Here is a 23,192-nt window from a genome sequence, read left to right on the forward strand (position 1 = left end):
TCCGGCATCGAACCGCGCACTTCCGTCTTGGACAGCATGGGCGAACCCGATGAGACTGCGGAGGTCGATCAAGATCGGAAAGGGATGCCTCGTGCCGTTCCCCCACGTCCGGCGGGCCGCGCTCACCGCGCTGGCCCTCCTGTCGCTCACCGCCTGCGCCGCCGAAGCCCCGGCCGCAACCCCGCCGTCGCCGGTGCCGTCGAAGACCGCCGCCGCTCCGCAACCGGACTTCGCGCCCCTCGAGCGCGAGTTCGACGCCCGCCTCGGCGTGTACGCCGTCGACACCGGCTCCGGGCGCGAACTCACCCACCGCGCCGACGAGCGCTTCGGCTACGCCTCGACGCACAAGGCGTTCTCGGCCGCCGCCGTCCTCCAGCGCACGAGTGTCGACGGACTGGCGAAGGTGCTGAAGTACACCCGCGCCGACCTCCAGCCGAACTCCCCGGTGACCGAAAAGCACGTCACCACCGGCATTCCCCTGCGCGACGCGATCGACGCGGCGCTGCGCTACAGCGACAACACCGCCGCGAACCTGCTGTTCAAGGAGCTCGGCGGACCACAGGGACTCGCCGCCGCGCTGCGCGGGATCGGCGACACGACCACCCACGTCGACCGGACCGAACCCGGCCTCAACGACCTCGCGCCCGGCGACATCCGCGACACGAGCACCCCGCGCGCGATGGCGGCCGGCCTGCGCGCGTTCACCCTCGGCACCGCGCTGCCGCCGGAGAAGCGGCAGATCCTGACGGACACGATGCGCGCCAACACCACCGGCGCCACCGTTATCCGGGCGGGCACGCCCGCGGGCTGGGCCGTCGCCGACAAGACCGGCACCGGCGACTACGCGACGCGCAACGACATCGCCGTCGTCTGGCCGCCGGGACGCGCGCCGATCGTGCTGGTGGTCATGTCCGACAAGAAGGCCAAGGACGCGACCGCGGACGACCGGCTGATCGCGCAGGCGGCGAAGCTCGTCTTCAGCGGCCTTCAGTGAGGACGCGGGCTACGAGATCGACGCCGTGCGTGCCGACGACCTCGGCCCGGACCAGTGAACCCGGTTCCGGCGCCGCTCCGGTGAACGTCACGTGCCCGTCGACATCCGGTGCCTGGTGCGCCGCCCAGCCGATTCCGGCGGTCCCGACCAGGACCTCCACGACGGCGCCGAGCCGTTCCTCCGCGCGGCGCGAGACCAGGTCGTCGGCCAGGACCGAGAGCTCCTCGACGCGCTCGGCACGCACCGGGGCCCGGACCTTGTCCGGCAGGCCGACGGCTTCGGTGCCGTCTTCGTCCGAGTACTCGAACACGTCGGCGGCGTCCAGCCGGGCGTGCTCAAGGAAGAGCTTCAGCTCGGCGAAGTCGGCGTCGGTCTCGCCCGGGAAGCCCGCGATGAAGTTGGACCGCACCCCGGCGTCGGGCGCCACCGCCCGGATCCGCTCGAGCAGCTGCAAGAACCGCTCCCGGTCGCCGAACCGGCGCATCCGGCGCAGCACCGGGCCGCTCGCGTGCTGGAACGAGAGGTCGAAGTACGGCGCGACGCCCGGCGTCCCGGCGATCGCCTCGACGAGGCCGGGCCGCAGCTCGGCCGGCTGCAGGTAGCTCACCCGGACGCGGTCGGCGACGGCGGCGAGCTCCGGCAGCAGCTTCTCCAGCGCCTGCAGGTCGCCGAGGTCCTTGCCGTACGAGGTCGAGTTCTCGCTGACCAGCACCAGCTCACGCACGCCGTGGCCGGCGAGCCACTCGGCCTCGGCGAGGATCTCGGCGGGCGGCCGCGAGACGAAGGCACCGCGGAAGCTCGGGATCGCGCAGAACGTGCACCGCCGGTCACAGCCCGATGCCAGCTTGAGCGGCGCGATCGGCCCGCCGCCGAGCCGGTGCCGCAGCACTCGCGGGCCGCTCGCCGGGCCGTGGCCGGGCACGTGGGCGACCTGCACGGCGGGCCGCTGCACCGGCGTGATCGGCAAGAGTGTGCGCCGGTCGCGCGGGGTGTGCGCCGGTGCGGTCCGGCCCTGGAGGACGTCCTCGATGCGCTGACCGATCTCGGGGTAGTCGTCGAACGACAGGACGGCGTCGGCCTCCGGCAGCGCGTCGGCGAGCTCGCGGCCATAGCGCTCGGCCATGCAGCCGACCGCGACGACCTTCGCGCCCTTGCCGGACGCGGCCAGGACCGTGTCGATCGACTCCTTCTTGGCCGCTTCGATGAAGCCGCAGGTGTTGACCACGACGACGTCGGCTTCGTCCCCGGCTTCGGCGAGGCGCCAGCCCGAGTCACCGAGGCGGGCGGCCAGCTCGTCGGAGTCGACCTCGTTGCGCGCGCAACCCAGGGTGACCAGGGAGACCGTGCGCACGGCGATCAGTACGCGACGACGGTGACGGTCGGCGGCTTCGAGTCCCCGATCGCGGAGACGACGTCGCCCCGGCCGCCGCCCTCGTCGCCGATCGCCCGGGTCTGGACCAGCACCGGCGCGTCGATCGCCGGCGCGACGGCGGTCAAGGGCAAGTACGCGGTGACGACCAGGCCGCTCGCCAGCAGCACCCGGGCGATCTTGCGGCGCCGATCACCGGATTCCCGGACGCTGACGCACGTGCCCCACTGCTGCCCGGCCGGCGCTTCCGGTGTGTTCCCCTGACGGCGACGACGTTCTTCGGCCATCCGCTCGAGCATGCTCACGGGTCCCCCTCGGTGCGTCCGGTAGCCGGTCGAGCCGAGAATCGCACGCCGCGCGAAACCGCCTCAAGGTCTTCACCGGAAGTGGCCGGAACCGGTCAGTGACCACCGAACAGGTGCCGGACCTCGGTTTCGACGTCGTCGAGCCACCCGGCCCGTTGCCGCTCGTCCGCGTCGGCGACCACGCGCAGCACCAGCCGGCGCACCTCGGGTTCGCCGAGGTAGGGCGCGAGGCAGCGCTTCCAGATCGCGTCGAGCGGGTCACCGAAGAGCGTCCGCTCGCGCTCCTCGGTGGTGTCGGACGTGTTGACGACCAGCAGCCGCCGCAGCGAGAGCAGCGGCTCTGGCGCGCCGCCGGCATCGTCGAGGCGGTACGCGACCCCCGGGACGAGGATCCGGTCGAGCCAGCCGCCGAGGATGGCGGGCGGCTTGCCCCACCAGTTCGGGTGAATCGCTACGAGCCCGCCCGCTTCGCGCAGTTCGTCCCGGTGCCGCCAAACCAGCGGATCCGGTTCGGCGGCGAGGAACTCCTCCGCCCGGGTCCCGCTCGTGTACGCCTCTTCCGCGGTGAGCACCGGGTCGAAGCCTTCGGCGTACAGGTCGTGGAAGAGCACCGGCCGCCCGGCGCGGGTCAGGGACTCGCGGACCCGCGCGGCGAGGGCGTGGTTGAAGCTCCCCGGCCGGGGGTGGGCCAGCAGGACCACCACCGGCCGGGACGTCTCGTCGATCACCGCGTCAGCTTGCCACGGCGTCCGGCGTCAGCCCGCGTTCGCCAGCAGGCCCGGCCCGGACGGCGCGCTCTCCATCAGGCAGGCGTGGCACGGCATCCCGCGCAGCCCGTCGAGCACTTCGGCCTCGCCGGGGAAGATCCCCTCGCCGCACAGCGCCGTCAGCTGAGCCGGTACGGCGCCCGCGGGCGGGACGGGGATCAGGTGACAGACGCGTCTGCTTTCGCCGACGACGCCTCGGCGTAGCCGCACCAACGCGAGCATCCCACCGTTTTCACCCATACAGGGACCGTAGGCCGATCAGCTCATCGCAGCTTCGTGCCCGGGCACCAACGATCTTCGTCGCCGGTGGTCCGGGGTACCAAAGTCACGCCGGCGACAGCACCGCCGCGCCCAGGCGATGGCTCAGGTTGAGCGCGAGCTCGACGTCCAGCCGGCTGTCCGCGAGCTCGCGCGGCAGCAGCTCCTGCGCCTTGCGGACGCGGTACTGCACCGAGTTCTTGTGCATCGTCAGCTCACCCGCGGCCGCCGTGTAGCTGCCGCCGGACGCGAGGAACACGCGCAGGGTGTCGCGCAGCCGCGCGCAGTTCTCGTCGTCGGCGCTCAGCGTGCCGAGCGTGCTCGCGACCCACAGCCGGGCCGCGTTGAGGTCGGTCGTCATCAGCGCGACCGTGCCGACCTCCCGGAAGGTCAGCACGCGGTCGCAGTGCTCGCCGGCGGCCAGCGCCAGCGCGTGCACGCGGCGGGCCTGCTGGTGGGTGTCGCGGAACCCGTCGACGCCGGTGCCGGGGTCGCCGACCGTCACGCGCACACCGGGGTCGGCCTCCGCGAGCGCGGCGTCGAGGTGCTCGCGGCGGACCGACGCAACCGGGAGCCACGCCCACGCGCCGGCTTCGTCGCGGGGCACGAACAGCGGACGGCCCTGGCCGCCGGCGCGCTCGAGCACCGCGCCCGCGACCGACTCCAGCAGCGACAGCACGTCGTGGGCCTCGGACGCGTGCCAGACGATCATCCCCACGTGCGTGCCGCGCAGGCGGTAGCCGATGACCGCCTCGGCCGCGTCGACGTCGGCCGGGCCGCCGTTCTCGCCCAGCAGGTCCAGCACCTTCGCCGCCCGCGCGGCACTCCGGTTGAGCAGCCACTTGTCGCGTTCGTCCTGGTAGACGCTCACGAGCTGGCGCACCACCCGCGTGATGAACTCGTAGGCGACCTTGAGCAGCCGGCGCATCATGGCCCCGAGCAGGGCCGCGTCGTCGACCAGCCGGATGCACTCCTGGAACCCGAAGTCGAGCATCGCGGCCTGTCCGAGGTCGTACGCCCGGATCAGGTCGAACACCGGCGTGCCGCGCTGCGCCAGCCGGCGCGCGTACTCCATGGCCGCGGCCGGCGGCTCGACGGTCGCGGGGTCGATGCCGTGCCGGAAGATCTGCAGGGCGGTCTCGATGTTCTGGTAGACGCTCGCCGACAGCAGGCTCACCATGCGCTCGTCGTCGTTGACCAGCTGGGGCAGGTCGGCCGCGTACAGCTGGACCAGCTCCGCGGTCAGTTCGCCCGCCCGGTCCGCGAGGGTGGCGGCGATCTGCCGGATGCGATCCGAGACGATTTCTTCGTCCACCATGGAGCCACCCTACGGGGTGAACGATCAAGCTCGTGCGGCGAACTCGTCGATCAAGGCGAACGTTTCGGCCGGTGCCTGAACGTGCGGCACGTGCCCGGCGCCCGCGACGACCTCGAACCGGGCGTCGGCGAACGCGGCGGCGTAGACCTTGCCGAACTCCGGCGGCACGACGACGTCGTCCGCGCCCCAGACCAGCAGCGCCGGGATCCGGACGCGCGCGAGCCGGCGCAGCAGCTTCGGGTCGGCGATCCGCGGACCGCCGTAGACCCGCAGCGCGGCCATGTCCGCGGGGTCCGGCCCGGGCGCGCCGGGCGGCGGCTGCGGCAGGCTGATCGCGTGGCCCTCGACCTCGGGGCCGATGCCGTCGAGCACGACCAGCCGGCCGAGCCGGTGCCCGCGGTCGCGCACGGCCATTTCGGACGCGACCCAGCCACCGAAGGAACTGGCCACCACGAGGACGTCGCCGGCGTCTTCGTCGTCCAGGAGGTCGAGGTAGGTGACGGCGAGGTCGTCGACGCCGGAGAACCAGTCCGGCCGGGGCGTGCCGGCCCAGCCCGGGTGCGTAGGCGCGAGGACGCGGGCGTGCGGCGCGAAGTGCTCGACGATCGGCTCGACGCCGCGCGGGCCGGCGCCGCCGTGCAGGACGAGAACCGTGCGGTCGCCGCGGCCGGTGTCGACGAGGGGGATGTCCAGCCCCGGGTGGGGCCGCAGGGTGCGGGTCATGGTGGTCCTTTTCGGTCAGTGGTGGGCGGTGTGGGCGAGCATCTGCTCGACCAGAGCGGCGGGCGCGTCCGGCCGGAAGCAGGCTTCGAGGTTCTCCGCCGACTCGCGGGCGGCTTCTTCCGCTCGCGGGAACAGCGCGGCTTCGTAGGTCGCGAGAGCGCTTTCGTCGTCGTCGTGGGCGGCCAGCGCGAGGGCCAGCTCGGTGGCGTCGAGCATGGCGAGGTTCGCGCCCTCCCCCGCGAACGGCGACATGACGTGCGCCGCGTCGCCGAGCAGGGTCACGCCCGGCACCCGCGCCCACCGGTGGCCGACCGGCAGGGCATGGATCGGGCGCGGGATCAGGGTTTCGTCGCTCTCCTCGATCAGGGCGCGCAGCCCGGCGTCGAAGCCGGCGAAGACGTCGAGCAGGCGTGCGCGGTCGGTCAGGCCGGTGACCGCATCGGGATCTTCGTTCTTGACGGCGGCGTACACGCGGATCCGGCCGCCGCCGTTGCGCTGGGCGATCAGGCCCTTCCCGCCGGCCAGCGCGAACATCGAACCCGGGCCGACGAGCGCGGCCACGGCCGGATGCTCGTCGTCCACATCGGACAGATGAGCTTCCACGAACGACAGTCCGGAGTAGACCGGCACGGCGGCCGACAGCAGCGGCCGCACCTTCGACCACGCGCCGTCGGCCCCGACGACCAGGTCGGCCTCGACGACTTCGCCGGTGCCCAGGGTGAGCCGGCCGGCGGACACCGCGGTCACCTTGGTGCCCCAGCGGACGACGCCGGCCGGCAGCGATTCGACCAGGAGCCGTTTGAGCTCCCCGCGATCCACCTCGGGCCGCGTACCGCCGCTCTCCTCGGCGGTTTCCTCGAAGTGGACGACGCCGTCGCGGTCCAGGATGCGCAGCGCTTCGCCTTCTTCCCGCGCAACAGCACGGAACTGCGCGGCCAGACCGGCTTCGGCGAGTGCGCGCAGGCCGGACTCTTCGTGCAGGTCGAGCGTGCCGCCCTGGTCGCGGGCGGTCGGTGTGGTGTCGAGCTCGTAGACGGTCGACGCGATCCCGCGGGTGTGCAGGACACGGGCCAGCGTGAGGCCGCCCAGTCCGCCGCCGACGATGGCGATTCCGGTCATCAGATCTCCCTGGGTTCGGGGCGCGGGGTGGCGAGCGCGCCGTTGAGCAGCGCGTCGAACGCCCACCGCGAGCGAGCGGGGCCGGGGCCGGACACCAGGTCGGCGGCCAGCGCGGCGATGTGCGGATGGGTCTGCGCAGATGCCGTGGCCAGCGAGTCGACCATGACGTCGTGCTCACGGGCGGCGCCCGGCTTCTCCCGGCGGCTTCCGTGTTCGACGGCGGTCGCCGTCGCGGTCAGCAGCAGCACGTCGACCGCCCAGGCGGCCTGCCCGCGGGCCATGCCGCCCTCGTCGAGCAGCGCGAGCACCGCCTCGACGAGGGTCAGGTAGTGCGGCCCGCTCAGCCGGGTCACCAGCGCGACCCGGGCGAGGCTCGGGTGCGCGAAGAGGACGGACCGGTAGGAGTCGAGGACGGACCACAGTCGCTCGCGCCAGTCACCCGTCCCGCCGAGGTCCACCTCCGCGAGCAGTTCGTCGAGCACGGCGGCGTGCAGTTCTTCGGTGTCCTTGACGTACACGTAGAGCGAGGCCGCGCCGGTGTCCAACTCCTTCGCGAGCCGGCGCATGGTCACGCGCTCGACCCCCTCGGCGCGCATCACCGCGACGGCGGTCGCGACGATGCCTTCGCGGGTCAACGCCGGTTTCGCCGGACGTTCCCGGCGGTTGTACGTGCTTTCCGGAGCCATGCCTCCACTGTAGCGAACATGTTCGTTCCGAGCACGTTCGCGACGAACATGTTCGTGCGGTGTGCGTCACAGCCTCCCGGCTCGCGTCGGCGTGTACGCGGCGACACCGGGGAGGACGCCATGGGGATCCATCCACTGCAGAACGACGAACGGTTGCTTGGCAGGCGCGGACCAAGGCGGACGAGCGGGGCGTCGGGACGATCACCTTCGGCACGAGCCCCTGGGCCCGGTGGATCCTCGCGAACAAGCCGCGGTCCGGCGCCTGGGCCCCGTTCGCACCGGACCTCCACGCGATCGCGGACGCCGAGCGGGTGGCCGGGCTGATCCGACAGGCCCAGTCCACACCCCTGTCCAGCTGAATATTTCCGGACGAAAACAATCGGAAACAATAGCGAAACACGAACCAGTTTCACCACTGGTCTGTACCACTGACTGACGATCACCCATCTGGCGGTTTCCGTTACGCCACAGGGTAAATTCAAAGGTACAGACCACTCTGGCATTTCGCCAGAGAAAACCGGTTAAGCAACTTTCGGGGGGTGTGTGATCTTCTCACGAGCGGTATATCTGATTCCACCGAATCCGCAGCGGCCGGCGCCACCACCGGCCGGTTCAATGCCGCCCGCCCCCCGCTCACCGGAGGCACCATGCACCGCCTGGACCCGGCCCGCGACCACGTCATCGGGCTCTACCGGATCGTGATCGGCTTCCTTTTCGCCTGCCACGGCTTGAAAACGCTGTTCGGCCTGTTCGGCGCGAAGGCACCCGCCGCCGTCGGGGTGTGGCCGGGGTGGTGGGCCGCGGTGATCCAGCTCGTCTGCGGCACGCTCGTCTGCCTGGGCCTCGGCACCCGGGCGGCCGCGATCCTCGGCTCCGGCTCGATGGCCTTCGCGTACTTCACCGCGCACCTGCCGGGCGGCCTGTTCCCGATCCAGAACGGCGGCGAAGCGGCGACCCTGTTCTGCTGGAGCCTGCTCGTCGTCGCGTTCGTCGGCCCCGGCCGCTTCGCACTCGGCAACCTGCCCGCCCTGCGGCGGACTTCCGAGCCGGCACGGGAGCGCGTAACGGCTTAGGGGCGCGAGATCCCGACGCCACTGCGGGCGTCGGGACCGTACTTCGCCAGCTCCGCCGCGAGATCGAGCCGCCCGCTCTTCCCCCGGTCGGCGTCGGTCAGCAGCTCGCGCGGGATGATCCAGACGACTTCGAACTCGAGCCCGCTGGGATCCTTGGCGTACAAGGACTTCGTGGTGCCGTGGTCGGAGGAGCCGACGAGCGCGCCGGCCTCGGTGAGGCGGCCGGCGAGCCGCTCGAGGTCGCCGAGCGTGTCGACTTCCCACGCGAGGTGGTACAACCCCACCGACGTCTTCCCCGCACCGGAGTCCGCGGCGGCCGAGCCGAGCTCGAACAGGCCGAGGTCGTGGTCGTTGGTCGACCCGGGCCCCCGCAGGAACGCCGCGCCGGGGTACACGTCGCCGTCTTCGGTGTATTCGAAACCCAGGACGTCCCGGTAGAACGCGACGCTTTCGGCCAGATCCCGGACGTAGAGCACGGCGTGGTTCAGGCGAAAGATCGACATCGGGGCTCCCGCGCGGCACACAAATCGGTTGAAGTTTCAACCGAAGGTTACCACGAACGACGACCCCGGACGGCCACCGAGACCCACTCTCGGTAGGTCCGGTGACCGACCGGGCGACAAACCTTCGACACCGCATCGAGGCCCTGGTCAGGCGCGCCGGCGGTTCGTAGGGTGGATCCACCGCAGGACACCGTGTCAGCTGTCCCGCGGGCGGTGGTGGCCCCGGGTCCGACCTTTCCCCGAAGCCAAGTCCGGGGCGCCACCGCGTTTTCCTCAGCTGACGGTCCCGCTCTCCCACCACCAGCTCTGCGAGCCGTAGGCGTACTCCACCCGGCTGTCGACGTGCTGGTGCGCGTCCGAGAGCGTGTACCGCTCCAGTCCGGAGAAGCCGCAGGCCTCGGCGAGCACGTAGACCTGGCGGGTGCTCAGCCCGCTGACGTAGGCGTCGGCCGCGGTGCCGTAGACGTGCATGCTGTTCGACGCGCCGCCGACGGACTGGTTGTGCGCGATGCTGCGGAAGCCCGAGGAGATCGTGATCGCCCGGCCGCCCGCCTTGAGCCGCAACGCTTCCAGCTTGTACATCAGCCGCCGGACGTTCTCCTTGACCGTCGCCGCGGCGACCTTCCCGCCGCCGAACCCGGTGCCGTCCTTCGACATGAACTCGCTCCACTCGAAGTGCGCGGTCGAGCCGTCCGCCGACTCGAGGGCGTTGAGCGCGGCGAAGTCGTCGGAGTCGGCGACCCCGTTCGCCGTCAGGTGGTTCGCGGCTTGGAAGCGCTTCAACGCGGCCGTGGTGCCGGGCCCGAAGTCCCCGTCGACCGAGACGTAGGTCTGCTGCGGCCCGTCGGCGGCCCACCCGGCGACGCGGATCTGCAGCTCCTTCACGGCGGCGCCGGTCGAGCCGGACTTCAGCGACGTCGGCCAGGAGTAAGCCTCCGCGACCGCGGGGAAAGCCGTCATCGCGGCGACGCCACCGGCCAGGGCGAGCCCGGACTTGATCAGGGTGCGGCGGTCGAAGCGGGACGGGCTCATCGGGACCTCCGGGGTGCTCGGCGACACGGGTGCCGCAGCAGACCCCGGCCGGCCAAACATCCGCCAAGCCCCGGCCGGGTCCAGCGGGCGGCTTCAGCCCGGCCGGCGCTTCGACCGTGAATTCCTCACGACCCGTCGTCGAGCCCCAGTTCGCGACGCCGGTCCGCGGTGTCTTCGAGAACCCGCCAGACGCGGACCGCGCCGTCGGTCACCTCGGCGGTCCAGGTCACCGGGAGCAACCGCTCCTCGTCGTCCGGGAGGCCGAGGTGCGAGCCGACGGTGTAGCCGAGCACCGCGACCCGGTCACCCGCCTCGGCGATCCGGAGTGGACAAATGCGGTAGCCCGGGAACGACCCGAAGTACCCCTGCCACGCCTCGACGTTCGCGTCGCGTCCCTGCACCGGCGGTTCGTCGTGCACCCGCAGTTCGTGGTCTCCGGTCATCACCCGGGCGAGGCCGACGAGGTCGCCGTGGTTCACGCGGTCGACGAAAGCCAGGGCGACGGCGACCGGAGGCCAGTCCGTCAGCACGGCGAAGAGCCTCCATTTACATACATACATCACGTATGTATTCTCGTCCCATGACGAATCGGAGCGAATCCCTGGGTCAGGAGCACCGCGTCCGGCTGCCGGCCGGCGAGGTGCGGTACTTCGAGCGGGGCGACGGCGCCCCCGTGGTGTTCGTCCACGGGGTGCTGACGAACGCCGAGTTGTGGCGGAAGGTGGTGCCGGACGTCGCCGCCGCCGGGTTCCGGTGCCTGGCCCCGGATCTGCCGCTCGGCTCGCACGACCTCCCGATGCGGGCGGACGCCGATCTCTCCCCCACCGGCAACGCCGACGTGATCGCCGACTTCCTCGACGCGCTCGACCTGCGGGACGTCACGCTCGTCGCGAACGACACCGGCGGCGCGCTGACGCAGATCCTGCTCAGCCGCCGTCCGGCGCGGGTCGGGCGAGTCGTGCTCACGCCGTCCGACTGCTTCGAGTACTTCTTCCCGCCGATCTTCAAGGCACTGCCGCCGATCGCCCGGATCCCCGGTTCGATGGCGGTGCTCGGGCAGCTCCTGCGGATCCGCGCGCTGTACCCGCTGCCCGTGCTGTTCGGCTGGGTGACCAAGCGGCCGCTGCCGGACGCCGTCGCGCAGGCCTACCTCTCGCCGCTGCGGAAGTCCGCCGGGGTACGCCGTGACCTGCGCAAGCTGCTGCGCGAGGTGCACCCGCGGCACACGCTCGCCGCCGCGGAGGCGCTGCGGGCCTTCGACCGGCCGGTACTGCTCGTGTGGGCCCCGGAGGACAAGCTCTTCCCGATCCGGCTGGCGCACCGCCTCGCCGAGCTGCTCCCGGACGCGAAGGTCGTGGAAGTCCCGGACTCCTACACCTTCGTCTCCGAAGACCAGCCCGCCGCGCTGGCCGGGCACATCGTCGAGTTCGCGGGCGTCATGGCAGATTAGGCGGGTGCGACGTACCCAGCAGGACCGTTCCGCCGGCACGAAGGCCGCCCTGGTCGCCGCCGCGCGCGAGCTGTTCGCCGCCCGCGGCTACCAGGCCGTCCCGGCGGACGAGATCACCCGCGCCGCCGGCGTCACCCGCGGCGCGCTGTACCACCACTACGCCGACAAGCAGGGCCTGTTCCGCGCCGTCGTCGAAGAGCTGGAACGCGAGCTGACCGAGGAGGTCCAGGCCGCGTTCGCCGGCGGCGCGGACCCGCTGACCGGCATGATGCAGGGCCTCGGCGTCTTCCTCGACGCCTGCCTGCGCGAGGAGGTCCGCCGCATCTCGCTCACCGACGCCCCGGCCGTGCTGGGCTGGGACGTCTGGCGCGAGATCGAGGCGGAGTACGGCCTCGGCCTGATCGTCGCCGTGCTGGAGCAGGCCAGGGCGGACGGGCTGATCGTGGAGATGCCCGTCCGCGCCCTGGCGCAGCTGGTGCTCAGCGCGGTGATGGAGGCGGCGAGGATGATCGCCGCGGCCGACGACCCGGCCCGGACCCGCGCCGAGGTCCAGCAGGTCCTCGGCGGCTGGCTCGCGAGCCTCCTGCGGACCTAGCGCGTCCGGTAGGTGCTGAGCACGCCGGACCCGACCTGGGTGGCCGACACCAGCCGCAGGTCCGCGGGCGCCGGGACGTCGTCGAAGAGCCGCCGGCCCTCCCCCGCCACGCTGGGGAAGACGAGCAGGCGGTACTCGTCGACCAGACCGTGACGGCCGAGCGTCCGGGCGATCCCGACCGAGCCGATGACGATCAGATCGCCCGTGTCCTTCGTGACTTCGTCGACGAGATCTCCTTGCAGCAGCGAGGAGTTCCGCCACGCGGACACGTCGGTCAGCGTCCGCGAAGCGACCAGCTTCCGGGCCGCGTTGAGGCGGTCGGGGAACTCGCCCGTGCGGCCGGGCCACAGCTTGGCGAACAGCTCCCACGTCGTGCGGCCGAACAGCAAGGTGCCGGTTTCGAGCAGGGTGCCCAGCCGGAACTTGTCCCCGGCCACCGCCTCCGGGCCGTGCCGGAAGGCCCAGCCACCGGTGGCCGTGCCCCCGGAGCCGTCCGGGTCCTCGACGACACCGTCCAGGGTGAGGAACTCGACGACGATCACGCTCATGACCACTCCCGGTGGATTCGCACCGCGCCCTGGTGGCGCGGCCTCACCGGTACCTACCGGCGGCGACCGCCGGATTCATCGCTCAGGTCGGCCGGAGTTGTCCCGTCTTCGACGTCGACCGCGTCGAACCACCCGCACGCGGGCTCGCCGGGCGGCCGGTCGAACCGCGTCACGTACGGCTTGACGTCGAGCACGGGCGTGCCGTCCAGCAGGTCGACCCCGGCGAAGCGGATCGTGGCGCCTTCGACGTCGAGGAGCCGGATCAGGCTCAGCCCGATGGGGTTCGGGCGCCGCGGACCGCGGGTGGCGAAGATGCCCATCCGGCGGCCCTCGCGGCGCAGGAGGTACGGGACCTGCGTCAGCGTGCCCGGCCGGTCGGGGCGGTCCAGCAGGCTGAGCAGCCACGCGTAGTCGAACCCGGTCAGCCCGGCCAGGCCTTCGGCGTACCGCGGTTCGAGCTCGATCATGCCTTCTTCGGCGCGGTTCGCGCCGGCTTGGACGGGCGTGTGCTCGAGGTCCGTGCGGGCGGTGCGCACGACACCGATCGGGATCATCGGCCCAGCGTAGGACCTGGCGACCGGTGCCGTGCGCGACGCACTACGCGGTGACGAGCGAGAGACCGTAGGTCTGCAGGATCTCGTTCACCGGCTGGAACCACGTCTCGCCACCGGAGCTGCAGTTGCCCCAGCCGCCGGACGTCACGCCCTGGGCCTGGTCGCCGGTGATGAAGGAACCGCCGGAGTCACCGGGTTCGGCGCAGACGGTGGTGCGGGTCACCTGGTAGACCGCGCCCTGGGAGTAGTTGACGGTCTCGTTGAGCCCTTCCACGACCCCGCAGTGCCAGTGCGTCGTCGAGCCCGAGCGGCACACCGAGGTGCCGACCGGCGCGACCCAGGAGCCGCGGACGAGCGCGTCGCTCACCGTGCCCCAGCCGAGCACGACCGGCGCGGTCCACCAGCCGTTGCCGATGCGGATGAACGAATAGTCGTTGCCGGGGAAGGAAGAGCCGGCGAAGGTGCCCATCGCCGAGCCGTCCCAGCCGACGACCGAGCTGCCGACGCCGCCGCAGTGGCCGGCGCTGACGAACCCGCCGTTCACGGAGAAGCCGATCGAGCAGCGGGTGTTGCCGTTGATGTAGTACGGGTCGCCGCCGACGGTCCCCGCCGAGAACGGCTCGGCGGCCGGTGCGGTCGCCACGGTCACCGGGCCCGCTTTCGCGGCCCGCGCCAGGAAGGAGTCGACGTCGGCGCCGTGCGCGCCGGGCCGCAGGGTCACCACGACACTCCCGGCGCGCGGGTCGGTGCGCCAGCCGCTGACGGCCGCCGGTGCGGGGTCGGCCTTGGCGGCGGCGTCGATCGCGGCCTTGGTCGCGTCGAGCTTCGCGGCGCTGACCTTCGCCGGCGCGGCTTCGGCCCCGGCCTGCCGGACGGCGGTCGCCGCGGCGGGGTCGGTCACACCGACGACGAGCTTGCCGAGCGCGGGGTCGAACCAGGCACCCCCGAAGGCGGCTCCGGCGGCCTGCTGCGCCGCCGGCATCACCCGCGCGGCGGTGATTTCCTGGCCGAGCCGGGTTTCGGCCTGGGCGGCGGTCAGGCCGAAGTCCCGCTGCATGGCGGAGATCAACCCGGGCGAGGCGACGGCCGGACTGAGTGACGCGGATGCGAGGGAAGCGGTCAGGACGGCGGCGCCGCCGAGGGCGAGGGCGATTCTTCGACGCATGAGGTCTCCTTCGAGGCAGGGGGGGAAAGAAACTCACCGTGGGCCGAGTGTGCGGGCGGATCGTGGCGGTGGTCCAGATTTGTCCGGTCTTCTGTCCGGAATTCGCGGAGGCGAACGTCCGTCCGTTGTGGACTCCGAACGCACAATGCTTGCCGCACAAGGGGTTTCACGCCCACGAAAGAGCCGCGAACAGGCCACGCCTCGTCCGCGTCGGCGGTCGCGCACCGCCCCAGAAAGGTTTGGACCAGTAGAACACGGGGGCGCCGCCGCGGGTCCGAAAGAGAGTCTGCGGGGCAGCAGACGTGCATGAGCGTCCCTCTCAGCGGCACCCCGGCCGTTGACAGCGTTCACCTCGCCAGGCAAGAATCGTATTTCCTATAGGATTCTGTGGCAGGGGGATCGTTGACTGTCGTGACGCGGGCCGAGGCCTTTCTCGTCGATGTCGAGGTCGAACAGGTCCGGACCGACGCCGTGCAGGCGTTCACGTCCCAGGAGACCGTGTTCGTCGAGCTGACCACCGACGACGGCGGCAGCGGGCTCGGCTACTCCTACACGATCGGCACCGGAGGCAGCTCCGTCGTCGCGCTGCTGCGAGACCACCTGCTCCCCCGCCTCCTCGGGCGGGACTCCCGGCTGATCGAAGCCCTCTGGCGAGACCTCTTCGCCGCCACCCGGGCGACGACCGTCGGGGCCATCACCTCGCTCGCGCTGGCCGCCGTCGACACCGCGCTGTGGGACCTCAAGTGCCGGCGGGCCGGCGAACCGCTGTGGCGGGTCGCCGGCGGGTTCCGGCCGCGCGTTCCCCTCTACGACACCGAGGGCGGCTGGCTGCACCTGAGCACCGAGGAGCTCGTCGCCGGCGCGAAGGCCGCCGCGACCGCCGGGTGGGGCGGCGTCAAGGTGAAGATCGGCAAGCCCGACGCGAGCGAGGACCTCGAACGGCTCGCCGCGGTCCGCGCGGCCGTCGGGCCGCGGTTCGACCTGATGGTGGACGCGAACCAGTCGATGACGGCCGCCGAGGCCGTCCGCCGGGCGGCGGCGTTCGGGCCGCTCGACCTGTTCTGGCTGGAGGAACCGCTGCCGGCCGACGACGTCTCCGGGCACGCCCGGCTCGCCGCCGCCACCGCCGTCCCGATCGCCGTCGGCGAGTCGCTCTACTCGGTCGCGCAGTTCCGCGACTACCTGCACCGCGGCGCCGCGTCGATCGTGCAGCCCGACGTGGCCCGGGTCGGCGGCATCACGCCGTGGCTCAAGATCGCCCACCTCGCGGAGGCCTTCAACGTGGAAGTCTGCCCGCACTTCCTCATGGAACTGCACGTGAGCCTCGCGGCGGCCGTGCCGAACGGCCGGTACGTCGAGCACATCCCGCAGCTGCGCGCGATCACCCGCACCGGACTCGCCGTCGAAAACGGCCACGCGGTGCCCCCGGAAACGCCCGGGCTCGGAATCGACTGGGACCGCGACGCCATGGACGACCGCCGCACGTCGTGAAAACCGAAACCGCGAACACGACACCGCCCGGCCACCCGGAAATGGGTGGCCGGACGGTTCTTCCCGAAATCAGATTTCGTCGACCTGGTAGGTGACCACCCGCGCCGGGACGAGCAGTGCCCCGGTGCATTCCGCGGTCGCCGGGCCGAATCCGTACGGCACGAAATCACCGGCCACGAACCAGAACGCGCTGCCGTTGGCGCAGTGGGCGAGCACACGGTACCCGTAGCCCTCACCGGGGAAGCAGCTGACCGACACGCCCTGCCCGAAGAGCGTTCCGTAGCGCTCGCCGAAACAGCCGGGTGGCGCGAAGTCGCCGCCGGCCGCGGCCGCGGGCACGACCGTCAATCCGAACAGCGAAAACACAGCGACCGCGAGAACCGCCAATTTCCTGCGCATGACCACTCCTCAACGCGGAGAACCCCGACGTTACCGAGCTTAGGAGGGCGGAAGAATTACCGGCAATTCATCGGAACAGTGAATGCCAGCTCAGCGGAAAGTCACGACGCTGCTCCATCCGGGCTAGCCCGCGACCCTGGATGGATGGCGGACGGCCGCGCGATTCCTCGACGGCTGACGCAAACCCGATCACGCCCGGACTTCTTCGCCGCGTAGACGGCCTTGTCCGCGGCCCCGAGCACTTCGTCCACCCCGCGGCCCGCGTCCGGGTGCACCGCCACCCCGATGGACACCGAAAGCCCGGCGATCCGCGTCCCGTCCGCCACCACCACGGCCAGTTCCGCCACCGCGTCACGGATCCGCTCGGCGACCGCCACCGAGTGGACCCGACCGATGCCGGGCAGCAGCACGACGAACTCCTCGCCGCCGAACCGCCCGACCGTGTCGTAGATCCGCACCTCGCCCCGGACGGCATCGGCGACCGCGCGGAGGACGTCGTCGCCCGCCAGGTGCCCGTGGGTGTCGTTGACGCGCTTGAAGTGGTCGAGGTCGAGCATCAGGATCCCGCAGTCCCCGCCGGCGCGCGCCGCCCGGCCGAGCTCGGCCTCCGCCCGCGTCCGCCACTCCGCGATCGAAAGCAGCCCGGTCTTGGGATCGCGGGCTCGCAGTTCCAGCCGCCGTCCGAGCTCGCCGCGGTGCAGCAGGACGAGGGGCAGGACCAGCAGCGGGACCAGCCAAGGCCGCACGACCAGCAGCGCCGCGGCGGCCGCGCCGAGGCACAGCGTCGCCGCGTCGAGCAGGTTCTCCGACGCCGAGCCCGCGAACGAGAGGAACGAGCCCGCCGGATCGTGGAGCTTGAACCCGATCAGCACCAGCAGGTTGTTGACCAGCACGAACGTCAGTCCGCCCGCGGCCGTTGCGGCCAGGCCGCCGAACAGCCCGGCCACCGCGTGGACGGCGAAGACGGTGACCACGTGGGTCGCGACCGAGCACGCCGCCCGGTAGGGCCGGGCACCCGGAACGCCACCCACCGTGCGCAGCCAGAAGTGCCCGTAGACCAGCACCGCGAGCACGGACGCGAGCAGCGGCGGCAGCGAGAGCGCCCCGGCGAAGAACCACACGGAAGTGACGGTGACGTGCGGATTGCTGGACAGGAACCGCCGCATCCGCTCGGCTTTCGCGGACAGCTCGGTCTGCACGACCGCCGAGCCGAGCAGAACCCCGAAGAACAACCACTCCCGTGCCGTCGGCACCACGGACGGCACGGCGAACGGCAGCACGACCGCGGTGACCTCGACCGCGAGGTAGTACGGCAGGACACCGGGCGGCGCGGTACGCAGCCCGCCGGGTCTCGCCGGACGGGCAGCACCGAATTCCCCCTGCTGATCCACTTTCCCTCCCGTGGCCGTGGATCGGCCGGGCTCCCCCGCCCGGCGTCCCCAGGATAGGCGCACCGGGCGGGCCCGCGGAAGCCGCCGGACGGGGTGTCCGAAGTGGACGGTCAGTGGGCGAACGCGGTCAGGAACCGGTCGCGGAAGGAGTCCATCTTCCAGACCGGGGCCTGCGCGGCCGGGTGCAGGCCGTCGGTCCAGCCCCAGCCGGAGATCCGGTCCAGCACCTTCGGGTCCTTCGCCACGATCGTGATCGGCACGTCGTGCACCGCGCCCTGCGGGGTGACCACCGGCGGCTGGTGGTCACCGAGGAACACCAGCACCAGGTTGTCGTCGCCGTAGTGCTGCACGAACGAGATCAGCGTCTTGAGCGAGTAGTCGGTGGCGTCGCGGTAGGCCTCGCGGATCTTCTCCGGGTCCTTCCAGACCGACTCCGGCGCCTCCCCCGCACCCGGCTGCGGCGCGAAGATCGAGCCGTCGCCGACCTGGTTCCAGTCCACCAGCCAGGGCCGGGGCGACCACGGCGCGTGGCTGGACACGAGGTCCACCTCGGCCATCACCGGCTTCTGCGCGCTCTTCGCGAGCTCGTTGCGCTGCAGCATCGAGAACGTGTACTGGTCCGGCATCGTGGCGTAGGCGAAACCCGGGCCCTGGTAGCCGATGTTCCGGAAGTCGTAGTAGGCGTCCGGGTGGTAGAACCGCTGGCCCTCCGGCCAGTCCTTCGTGTGCGCGGGGACGTCCCAGACCGTCTTCCAGCCCGCCTTCTGGAACGCGCCGCCGAGGGTCAGCCGGTCGCTGTCGAGGAGGTTGTTGTAGCGCTGCTGGTTGTCGATCCACATGCCCGACTCGACGGTGGAGTGCGCGAGCCAGCTGCCGCCGCCGAACGTCGAGGACGACAGGAACGCGCTCTTCGCACCGATGCCCGCCGCCTTCAGCTGCGCGGTGCCCGCGTCGAGCGTCGCGCCGATCTTCGGCGCGAACTCCGGGTCGTCGAGCGCGACGCGGCCGTAGCTCTCCACGAACGTCAGCACCACGTTCTTGCCGCGCAGCCCGGTCAGCAGCTGGTCGCCCGGGGTGTTCCGGAACGCGTCCTCGGCGGCCAGCTCACCGAACGGCCGCTGTTCTTGCAGGTCGGTGCTCACCTGGCGCAGGTCGTCGTAGGCCAGGGCGGCGGCGTTCTGGGCGGCGACCGGCTGGCCCGGTGCGATCTCGACGTCGAACACCGAGCAGACGATCCAGATCACCCCGAGCACGGCCACCACCCGCGTCGCGCCGGTCCGCCGGCCGGCCGCGATCCGGGTCAGCCGCAGCATCGCGAGCACCATGAAGGCGACGATCGCGATCGCGAGCACCACGGCACCCGCCAGCGCGGCGTACGCCCCCACGTCCCCGATCTCCCCGGCGAGGAACTCGACCCCGGCGTTGAAGAAGCTCCAGTCGTAGATCGGGTCGAACGGCTTCTCCAGCGTCGCGTAGAAGCCCGTGTCGAGCGCCTTCAGCACGGTGAGCAGGCCCAGCACCAGCCCCACCAGCACCGCGACGACGCCGCGCGCCCGCGGCGGCAGGACCAGCACGAACGCGGCCACGATCAGGCCTTCCACCGGCACGCGGACCAGCGCTTCCGGCGAGAACGAGTTGAGGTCGTCGGGCGCGAGGAGCGCGAAGAGCACCAGGAGCCCGGCCAGGACGGTGAGCACCACGCTCGCGACGGCGTGCCGCCGGGCGGCCCGGGGCAGCCCGAAGTCCGGCAGCGGTGCACCCCCCTCCGGGGTGCGGCGGCGGGCACGCCGCGGCAGCGGCAGACCGGTGGTTCCCATCATGGTGCGGCCTCACATCACGGTTCACGGGTCGGCCGCCGATCCCCTGCGGCGGGGACGGCGGTCTCACCGCATATACGGGCCGCGGCGGCGGGAGGTTCACGCCGCCGCGCCCGCTCACGCCGCGGGCGGCCAGAGGTAGAGCTTTTCCGGGACGATCCGGACGATCAGCCGCCGCGCGTCCGGTTCCGGCGGCGGTGTCTTGCCGCCCATGTACCGGTCGTACATTTCGTGCAGCAGCACCTTTTCCGGGTCACCGGTGAGGTCGACGCGGCCGCGGATCTCGACGTACCGGCCGGGGTTGCTCGAGACCAGCAGGCTGACCCGCGGGTCGCGCCGCATGTTGCGGGTCTTCAGCCGGCCCTCGATGGTGCTGAACACGACGGTGTCGCCGTCGCGCTTCACGAAGATCACCGACGACTGCGGCCGTCCGTCGGCGTTCGCGGTGGCGATCACCGCCGTGTGCGGGCCGTCGAGCACTTCGCGGGCGGCGTCGGGCAGGGGCACGGTCATCGGGTGGTCCTCTCGGAAAGCCATCGGGAAAAGGTCAGCAGGCCGGGGTGGAGTTTCCGGACCTCGGCGGGGTCGCGAGCGCCGGCGTACGCGGCTTCGAACTCCCGGGTGAACCGGAACATGTTGGCCAGCTCGGCGGGGAGGACGTCCGGCGGAACGTCGTCGAACCGCACGGGTTCGCCGTGGACCTCGGCGAACGCGGCCGCGAGCTCGGCGCCGGTGAGGTTCTCGCCGGTGATGCTCACCGTCCGCCCCACCAGCTCCGGACGGCGCAGGATCGCGTGCGCGCAGCGGCCGATGTCCGTCACCGCGATGCCGGGCAGGCGCGCCGGTCCCAGCGGCAGCGCCAGCGCGAGGACACCGTCCTCGCCGCGGCGAGGGCCGCCGCCGTCCAGGAAGTTCTCCCAGTAGAACGCCGTGCGCAGGAACGTCGTGGGCACGCCCGCGAACTCCGCGTCGGCCGCGCCCTTGACGTCGTAGTGGGGGACGCGGTAGCCGCCCGGCAGCAGCGGGACCCGGTCGTCGGCGAGCGTCCGCGTGTCCTCGAACGTCGACCACACCACGTGCGCGACGCCGGTGTCCCGCGCGGCCGCGGCCATCGTCGTGGCGTGCGCCCGTTCCCGTTCCGGCGGGTGCTCCTGGGCCGACGTGACGCAGAAAGCGCCGTACGCGCCCGCGAAAGCCGCCTCGACCGACGCGGGGTCGTCGAGGTCCGCGGTCACGACCTCGGCGCCCAGGCCGGCCAGTTCCTTCGCGCGCGGCGAACCCGCGTCACGGGTGATGGCCCGGACGGCGAACGCGCCGCCGGGGTCCGCGGCGATCGAGCGGACCAGCCCGCCGCCCTGCCGTCCGGTGGCGCCGACGACGGCCACCACCCTTTTCTCTTCGTGGGGAGTGCTCATGCCCGTACCGACCGGGCCCGGCACGAAAAGGAATCGCCCCTACCCGAACTCGCCGCTCCCAAACCCGCGAGCCCGGCTTTCACCCGGGAAAGGGGCGGTAATACCCACGACAGGTGAGTGCCTGCGGCCATTCGGTTGCGGGCCGGTTGCGCCGGTGTTCTCCTCGGAAGGTCCGAAGATCGGCTCCGAACGGAAGGCCCGCAGCGATGAACCTGTTCGACAAGGCGAAGGAAGCCCTCGGGAACAACCCCGACAAGGCCGACCAGGGTGTCGACAAGGCCGCCGAGGCCGCCAAGCAGCGCTTCGGCGACCACGCCGACAAGATCGACCAGGGCTCGGACAAGGTGAAGGACTTCCTGCACAAGCAGGGCGGGGGCCAGCAGGACGCGCCCCCGCAGTAGGCCCGCGCCGGTGCGCGCCCAGCCGTCCGGGGGAAGCACGCTTCGCTCCCCGCTCGGCTGGGTACCACCGGGTCCGTGGTCGCCACCTATCTCGTCCCCGTCCGCACCGCCCTCATCCTCTTCCCGTTCCTCGTGCTGGCCGTCATGCTCCCGGCCGCCTTCGTCAGCTACCGCCGGCGGGGCCGCGCCGGCGGCTGGTCGACGTTCGTCTTCTACGCGTTCCTGTTCTACCTGCTGGCGATCGCCACGCAGACGGTGCTGCCGCTGCCCGCCGACCCGGCGTACTGCGCCGGGCACACGTACGCGAGTTCTCCGCAGCTGCGGCCGTTCTACTTCGTCGAGGTGGTTTCGCAGCGCGCCCGCGGGCACTGGAGCCCCGGCGCGCTGCTGCACAACCCGGCGGTCTGGACCACCGCACTCAACGTCGTGATGCTCGCGCCGCTCGGGTTCTACGTCCGCTACGCGCAGCGGATGCGGATCGTGCCCGCCGCGCTGATCGGCTTCGGCGTGTCGCTGTTCTTCGAGCTGACGCAGCTGACCGGCCTGTGGTTCGTCTACCCGTGCCCGTACCGGCTGTTCAGCGTCGACGACCTGATCCTCAACACGGCGGGCGTAGTCGTGGGCTGGCTGCTGGCCGGTCCGCTCGGCCGGCTGCTGCCCTCGCCGGCACCCGAGCACGACCGGCGCCACTACGCCGCGCGGGTCACGTTCACCCGGCGGCTGTTCGCGCTGGCCACCGACCTGCTCGGGTTCGCCGCGCTGCTCGGCTTCCTGTTCGGCCTGCTGACGCTGTTCGGCGAGGACCTCGAGCACCGCGACACGCCGGTGGTGATCCTCGCCCTCGTCTGGTTCGTCGTGCTGCCCGCGGTGACCGGGTCGACGCCCGGCAAGCGGGCGATGCTGCTGCGCGTGGTGCGCCGGGGCCGCCGCCGCGCCGGGCCCATCGCGCTGCTGGTCCGCAACGGCGTCCTGCTCTCGCCGCTGTGGCTCGCGTGGTGGCTCCTGGAGCTGGACCACTGGGACCTCGGCAGGCACCCCGAGCAGCTGCTCCTGCCCGTCGCGCTGGCCGCGTCGGTGTTCGTCGTGGGCGTCTGGACGCCGCTGGCGGTGCTGCTGGACGGCGAGCACCGGGCGCCCTACGAACGGCTGACCCGCACGGTGAACGTCGCCATCGTGGGACCGGCCGAACCGGACCCGGAACCGGCGGCCGAACCGGCCCGCCCGGACAAAGTCCTTAAAGGACTGTGACGGGACACCGTGCTGCCTCGGCCGGAGGGCGCTGGTAGATTGCGACGGGAGCAGGTTGAGCCGCCAGCCCGCGTCCCCGATCCCCCATTCTGGAGCTTGCATGACCACCGACGCACTGCGGCCTCGGCAGCGGTTTTCCGGTGACGGCTGGTCCGTGGACATCCACGAGGACCGCGACCTGGAGATCCACACCCTGCGCGGCGAGTTCGACTTCGCGGTCTCGGCGAAGCTCGCCGAACTCCTCCCGGCCGACCCCGGCGCGCGCCGGATCGTGCTGGACATGACCGAGGTGGCGTACTGCGACTCCAGTTGCCTGCAGATCCTGCTGCGGCTCGGCACCCGGCTGCGCGAGGCCGGCGGCCGGCTGGCCGTCGTGTCGACCGCGCACGCGGTGGTCCGGCCGATCGAGCTGCTCGGCCTCGGCGACGTCATGCCGCTGCACCCGAGCCTCGCCGCGGCGCGCGCCTCTTGGGGCGAAGAAACGTGACGGCCTCCGATATCCGTGTGGGCGGGACCGGATCCGGGCATGAAGAAGGGGAGGGCTTCTCCCCGGGGCCCGGCACGGCGGAGG

At 71.9% G+C, this 23,192-nt stretch carries 27 protein-coding genes; 8 read left to right on the forward strand and 19 right to left on the reverse strand.

From position 1 onward, the window contains the following. Nucleotides 1-49 precede the first annotated feature (49 nt). On the forward strand, nucleotides 50-994 hold the full coding sequence (gene bla, locus QQ657_RS35345) for a class A beta-lactamase (protein WP_434056810.1): 945 nt from the start codon (nucleotides 50-52) through the stop codon (nucleotides 992-994). On the opposite strand, the gene rimO is transcribed toward bla, so the two are convergent. The 8 genes from rimO to QQ657_RS35385 form a co-directional block, all read right to left on the reverse strand. Next, entirely contained in the window at nucleotides 978-2,345 is a 1,368-nt protein-coding gene (gene rimO, locus QQ657_RS35350) for a 30S ribosomal protein S12 methylthiotransferase RimO (RefSeq protein ID WP_434056811.1), read from the reverse strand. The genes bla and rimO overlap by 17 nt on opposite strands. A 5-nt stretch (nucleotides 2,346-2,350) precedes the next feature. After that, entirely contained in the window at nucleotides 2,351-2,668 is a 318-nt protein-coding gene (locus tag QQ657_RS35355; RefSeq protein WP_284746659.1) for a hypothetical protein, read from the reverse strand. A gap of 95 nt (nucleotides 2,669-2,763) precedes the next feature. After that, nucleotides 2,764-3,396 (reverse strand): NAD(P)H-dependent oxidoreductase, encoded by a 633-nt coding sequence (locus QQ657_RS35360; protein WP_284746660.1) that lies wholly within the window; start codon nucleotides 3,394-3,396, stop codon nucleotides 2,764-2,766. Between the two features lie 27 nt (nucleotides 3,397-3,423). After that, nucleotides 3,424-3,675 (reverse strand): hypothetical protein, encoded by a 252-nt coding sequence (locus QQ657_RS35365; RefSeq protein ID WP_284746661.1) that lies wholly within the window; start codon nucleotides 3,673-3,675, stop codon nucleotides 3,424-3,426. Nucleotides 3,676-3,760: 85 nt separating this feature from the next. Further along, nucleotides 3,761-5,011 (reverse strand): PucR family transcriptional regulator, encoded by a 1,251-nt coding sequence (locus tag QQ657_RS35370; protein ID WP_284746662.1) that lies wholly within the window; start codon nucleotides 5,009-5,011, stop codon nucleotides 3,761-3,763. A gap of 24 nt (nucleotides 5,012-5,035) precedes the next feature. Continuing rightward, nucleotides 5,036-5,734 carry an alpha/beta fold hydrolase gene (locus tag QQ657_RS35375; RefSeq protein WP_284746663.1) on the reverse strand — a complete coding sequence of 233 codons (699 nt, stop codon included), beginning with the start codon at nucleotides 5,732-5,734 and terminating at the stop codon, nucleotides 5,036-5,038. A 15-nt stretch (nucleotides 5,735-5,749) separates the two neighbouring features. Continuing rightward, nucleotides 5,750-6,853, reverse strand: coding sequence for an FAD-dependent oxidoreductase (locus QQ657_RS35380; RefSeq protein WP_284746664.1), 1,104 nt, complete (start codon nucleotides 6,851-6,853; stop codon nucleotides 5,750-5,752). Then, nucleotides 6,853-7,539 carry a TetR/AcrR family transcriptional regulator gene (locus tag QQ657_RS35385; RefSeq protein WP_284746665.1) on the reverse strand — a complete coding sequence of 229 codons (687 nt, stop codon included), beginning with the start codon at nucleotides 7,537-7,539 and terminating at the stop codon, nucleotides 6,853-6,855. Before QQ657_RS35385 ends, QQ657_RS35380 begins: the two co-directional genes overlap by 1 nt. A 647-nt stretch (nucleotides 7,540-8,186) precedes the next feature. On the opposite strand from QQ657_RS35385, the gene QQ657_RS35390 reads away from it, so the two are divergent. Further along, nucleotides 8,187-8,612, forward strand: a complete 426-nt coding sequence (locus QQ657_RS35390; RefSeq protein ID WP_284746666.1) for a DoxX family protein — start codon at nucleotides 8,187-8,189, stop codon at nucleotides 8,610-8,612. On the opposite strand, the gene QQ657_RS35395 is transcribed toward QQ657_RS35390, so the two are convergent. The 3 genes from QQ657_RS35395 to QQ657_RS35405 form a co-directional block, all read right to left on the reverse strand. Then, nucleotides 8,609-9,115 (reverse strand): VOC family protein, encoded by a 507-nt coding sequence (locus tag QQ657_RS35395; protein WP_284746667.1) that lies wholly within the window; start codon nucleotides 9,113-9,115, stop codon nucleotides 8,609-8,611. The two genes, QQ657_RS35390 and QQ657_RS35395, sit on opposite strands and share 4 nt — an antisense overlap. A 273-nt stretch (nucleotides 9,116-9,388) precedes the next feature. After that, a complete protein-coding gene (locus QQ657_RS35400) occupies nucleotides 9,389-10,147 on the reverse strand; it encodes a D-Ala-D-Ala carboxypeptidase family metallohydrolase (RefSeq protein ID WP_284746668.1) in 759 nt (252 codons plus the stop codon). Nucleotides 10,148-10,272: 125 nt separating this feature from the next. Further along, a complete protein-coding gene (locus QQ657_RS35405) occupies nucleotides 10,273-10,677 on the reverse strand; it encodes a nuclear transport factor 2 family protein (RefSeq protein ID WP_284746669.1) in 405 nt (134 codons plus the stop codon). A 50-nt stretch (nucleotides 10,678-10,727) separates the two neighbouring features. Here QQ657_RS35405 and QQ657_RS35410 point away from each other — a divergent pair, with 50 nt between their 5' ends. Both QQ657_RS35410 and QQ657_RS35415 read left to right on the forward strand, forming a co-directional pair. Continuing rightward, nucleotides 10,728-11,597: an alpha/beta fold hydrolase gene (locus QQ657_RS35410; protein WP_284746670.1), complete on the forward strand. Its 870-nt coding sequence runs from the start codon at nucleotides 10,728-10,730 to the stop codon at nucleotides 11,595-11,597. A gap of 4 nt (nucleotides 11,598-11,601) precedes the next feature. Continuing rightward, a complete protein-coding gene (locus QQ657_RS35415) occupies nucleotides 11,602-12,192 on the forward strand; it encodes a TetR/AcrR family transcriptional regulator (RefSeq protein ID WP_284746671.1) in 591 nt (196 codons plus the stop codon). Here the strand turns inward: QQ657_RS35415 and QQ657_RS35420 are convergent. The 3 genes from QQ657_RS35420 to QQ657_RS35430 are packed head-to-tail and all read right to left on the reverse strand — an operon-like array spanning nucleotide 12,189 to nucleotide 14,459. After that, nucleotides 12,189-12,740 (reverse strand): dihydrofolate reductase family protein, encoded by a 552-nt coding sequence (locus QQ657_RS35420; RefSeq protein ID WP_284746672.1) that lies wholly within the window; start codon nucleotides 12,738-12,740, stop codon nucleotides 12,189-12,191. The two genes, QQ657_RS35415 and QQ657_RS35420, sit on opposite strands and share 4 nt — an antisense overlap. Nucleotides 12,741-12,793: 53 nt before the next feature. Further along, nucleotides 12,794-13,294, reverse strand: a complete 501-nt coding sequence (gene tsaA, locus QQ657_RS35425) for a tRNA (N6-threonylcarbamoyladenosine(37)-N6)-methyltransferase TrmO (RefSeq protein WP_284746673.1) — start codon at nucleotides 13,292-13,294, stop codon at nucleotides 12,794-12,796. A 43-nt stretch (nucleotides 13,295-13,337) separates the two neighbouring features. Continuing rightward, nucleotides 13,338-14,459, reverse strand: a complete 1,122-nt coding sequence (locus QQ657_RS35430) for a S1 family peptidase (protein WP_284746674.1) — start codon at nucleotides 14,457-14,459, stop codon at nucleotides 13,338-13,340. A gap of 411 nt (nucleotides 14,460-14,870) precedes the next feature. Between QQ657_RS35430 and QQ657_RS35435 the strand changes: the two genes are divergently transcribed. Continuing rightward, nucleotides 14,871-15,950 (forward strand): mandelate racemase/muconate lactonizing enzyme family protein, encoded by a 1,080-nt coding sequence (locus tag QQ657_RS35435; RefSeq protein WP_284746699.1) that lies wholly within the window; start codon nucleotides 14,871-14,873, stop codon nucleotides 15,948-15,950. Nucleotides 15,951-16,019: 69 nt separating this feature from the next. Here QQ657_RS35435 and QQ657_RS35440 read toward each other — a convergent pair whose 3' ends face one another. The 5 genes from QQ657_RS35440 to QQ657_RS35460 all read right to left on the reverse strand — a co-directional run bounded on the left by QQ657_RS35440 (nucleotide 16,020) and on the right by QQ657_RS35460 (nucleotide 20,972). Further along, nucleotides 16,020-16,349, reverse strand: coding sequence for a hypothetical protein (locus tag QQ657_RS35440; protein ID WP_284746675.1), 330 nt, complete (start codon nucleotides 16,347-16,349; stop codon nucleotides 16,020-16,022). A 101-nt stretch (nucleotides 16,350-16,450) separates the two neighbouring features. Then, nucleotides 16,451-17,740, reverse strand: coding sequence for a GGDEF domain-containing protein (locus tag QQ657_RS35445; protein ID WP_284746676.1), 1,290 nt, complete (start codon nucleotides 17,738-17,740; stop codon nucleotides 16,451-16,453). Nucleotides 17,741-17,850: 110 nt separating this feature from the next. Beyond that, nucleotides 17,851-19,560 (reverse strand): alkaline phosphatase family protein, encoded by a 1,710-nt coding sequence (locus QQ657_RS35450; RefSeq protein ID WP_284746677.1) that lies wholly within the window; start codon nucleotides 19,558-19,560, stop codon nucleotides 17,851-17,853. Nucleotides 19,561-19,674: 114 nt separating this feature from the next. Further along, nucleotides 19,675-20,070, reverse strand: a complete 396-nt coding sequence (locus QQ657_RS35455) for a PPOX class F420-dependent oxidoreductase (RefSeq protein WP_284746678.1) — start codon at nucleotides 20,068-20,070, stop codon at nucleotides 19,675-19,677. Beyond that, a complete protein-coding gene (locus QQ657_RS35460) occupies nucleotides 20,067-20,972 on the reverse strand; it encodes an NmrA/HSCARG family protein (protein WP_284746679.1) in 906 nt (301 codons plus the stop codon). The genes QQ657_RS35455 and QQ657_RS35460 overlap by 4 nt, the downstream gene beginning before the upstream one ends. 206 nt (nucleotides 20,973-21,178) lie before the next feature. Between QQ657_RS35460 and QQ657_RS35465 the strand changes: the two genes are divergently transcribed. From QQ657_RS35465 to QQ657_RS35475, 3 genes are all read left to right on the forward strand, one after another. After that, complete coding sequence (locus QQ657_RS35465; RefSeq protein ID WP_284746680.1) at nucleotides 21,179-21,373, forward strand: antitoxin; 195 nt, start codon at nucleotides 21,179-21,181, stop codon at nucleotides 21,371-21,373. A gap of 75 nt (nucleotides 21,374-21,448) precedes the next feature. Then, nucleotides 21,449-22,621: a VanZ family protein gene (locus QQ657_RS35470; protein ID WP_284746681.1), complete on the forward strand. Its 1,173-nt coding sequence runs from the start codon at nucleotides 21,449-21,451 to the stop codon at nucleotides 22,619-22,621. A 100-nt stretch (nucleotides 22,622-22,721) separates the two neighbouring features. Beyond that, entirely contained in the window at nucleotides 22,722-23,108 is a 387-nt protein-coding gene (locus tag QQ657_RS35475; RefSeq protein WP_284746682.1) for an STAS domain-containing protein, read from the forward strand. Nucleotides 23,109-23,192 lie beyond the last annotated feature (84 nt).

It is taken from the genome of Amycolatopsis ponsaeliensis, assembly GCF_030182635.1.
Classification (GTDB): domain Bacteria; phylum Actinomycetota; class Actinomycetes; order Mycobacteriales; family Pseudonocardiaceae; genus Amycolatopsis; species Amycolatopsis ponsaeliensis.